This window comes from Streptomyces sp. UH6 (assembly GCF_013421635.1).
Lineage (GTDB): Bacteria > Actinomycetota > Actinomycetes > Streptomycetales > Streptomycetaceae > Streptomyces > Streptomyces abyssomicinicus.
Genome location: NZ_JACADT010000995.1, coordinates 1 through 2056 on the forward strand (window position 1 = coordinate 1; position 2056 = coordinate 2056).

Sequence of the window (2056 nt, forward strand, 5' to 3'; positions counted from 1 at the left end):
GCCGTGCTGCTCGACACCTCCGCGGCGGAGTGCCTGAGCGCCGCCTTCCTGTCCCAGGGGCCGCCCGTTGTCCGGTCCGCGCGGCGAGGGGTCGTGATCCGGTGAGCCCGTACGCCCACACCCGCCCCGGGCGACGCCCGCGCAGCGACGTCGCGTTCCCGTTCCGCCCCGACGGCCGGGGCCGCACCGCGCACGCGGGCCACGCGGAGCACGTCCACGACCTCGTCGAGCAGGTGCTGTTCACCAGCCCCGGGGAGCGCGTGATGCGCCCCGACTTCGGCTGCGGGCTGCTCGACCTGGTCTTCGCCCCGACCGCTCCGGAAGTGGTCAGCACGGTCGAACTCTCCGTGCAGGCCGCGCTGCAACGCTGGCTCGGCGACCTCATCGACGTCGAGCGCCTCGACGTGGTCGGCGAGGAGCACGTCGTCCGTGTCCACCTGTCGTACGTGGTGCGCGCCGACGGCACCCGGCGCGACGACGTCTTCGAAGGGAGGACCACGGCATGACGGGCACGACCGGCGGAGCGACCGCCTCACGACGGGCCAGGGTCCGCGCCGCGCAGCTCAACGGGGTCGACTTCGTCGAGGTGAGCGACGACGGTCTGCTGCTCACCGTCACCTTCCTCGGCAAGGCCCCGCACGGCCTGGGCGCCGAGAACGTCCGCATCGACGGCGGGCGCCGCGTCACCGGCGTCACCGCGGTGGACGTCGGCGTCGAGCGGGAGCAGGACCCGGAACTGGACGACCGGCTGTACGTCACCCTCGACAAGGCCGGCGACACCTCCCGCTACCGGCTCTCCCTGGTCGAGACCGACCCGTACGGCCGCCCCGGCACCGAACCCTTCCGCGGCTTCGACCAGCGCTACCACAGCGCCTCCTTCGTCTTCCGTCCCGACTGCCCGAGCCCCTTCGACTGCGGGGAGGACGCACCGGAGGGACCGGCGTTCCCGGCCGCGCCCGTCATCGACTACACGGCCCGCGACCACGACAGCATCCGCAAGCTGCTCCTCGACCGGCTGGCGCTCACCACGCCCGACTGGGTGGAGCGCAACCCGGCCGATCTCGGCATGACCCTGGTCGAGCTGCTGGCGTACACCGGCGACCGGATCAGCTACCAGCAGGACGCGGTGGCCACCGAGGCGTACCTCGACACCGCGCGCCGCCGGGTCTCCGTGCGACGCCACGCCCGGCTGATCGACTACGCGATGCACGACGGCTGCACGGCCCGCGCCTACGTCACCGTCGAGACCGCCGACGACCGCACGCTCGCCCCGGGCTCCTACCGCTTCGCCTCCGTCGACGTCCGTGCCCTCGACCCGCACGAGCGGCCCGTGCCGGGCACGGTGGTCGACGAGTCGGGCCTCGGCGAGCTGGACGAGCACGGCGCGGTGGAGGTCTTCGAGCCGGTCGTCGCCGACGACCCGCTCGAGCTGCGCGCCGCGCACAACGCGATCCGCCTGTGGACCTGGGGCGGCGAGGTGTGCGCGCTGCCGCGCGGGGCCACCTCGGCCACCCTGCGCGACGAGTGGGTGGACCGGGAGACCTGCCGTGAACGCCGGCTCGCGCTCCGGCCGGGCGACGTGCTGATCCTGGAGGAGGTGAAGGGGCCGCGCACCGGCACGCCCGGTGATGCCGACCCGGGCCACCGTCGGGCCGTCCGTCTGACCTCCGTCACCCCGGCCGTCGACCGCGTCGAGGACCAGCCGGTGCTGGAGGTCACCTGGGCCGCCGGGGACGCCCTGCCGTTCCCGCTCCGCCTCACCACCCGTGGCGGCCGTGACTGCCTGCCCGTCGAGGACGTGACCGTCGCCCGCGGCAACGTCGTCCTCGTCGACCACGGCCGCACCCTCCACGGGCTGCCCGAGACGTTCACCGTCCCGCAGGTCCCCGCCGTGGTGGCCCCCTGCCCTCCCGGGGGCTCCGGCTGCGCGGACCACCGGGAGGGCAACGCGCCCGCCCGGCTCGTCGGCTCCCTCACGGACAGGACCGAGGGCGGCGAACCGCTCGGCCCCGACGACGTGCGGACGCTGTACGGCGTCCTCGGTCCGGCCGCGGTC

General features: G+C 74.8%; 1 protein-coding gene and 1 pseudogene. Both read left to right on the forward strand.

What is annotated here, in order from left to right; all coding sequences use genetic code 11:
- The first annotated feature begins 101 nt into the window (after positions 1–101).
- Entirely contained in the window at positions 102–506 is a 405-nt protein-coding gene (locus tag HW445_RS28440) for a GPW/gp25 family protein (protein WP_180223721.1), read from the forward strand.
- Positions 503–2056 (forward strand): annotated as a pseudogene (locus HW445_RS28445) (putative baseplate assembly protein); the annotation flags it as partial. The gene HW445_RS28440 and the pseudogene HW445_RS28445, both read left to right, overlap by 4 nt.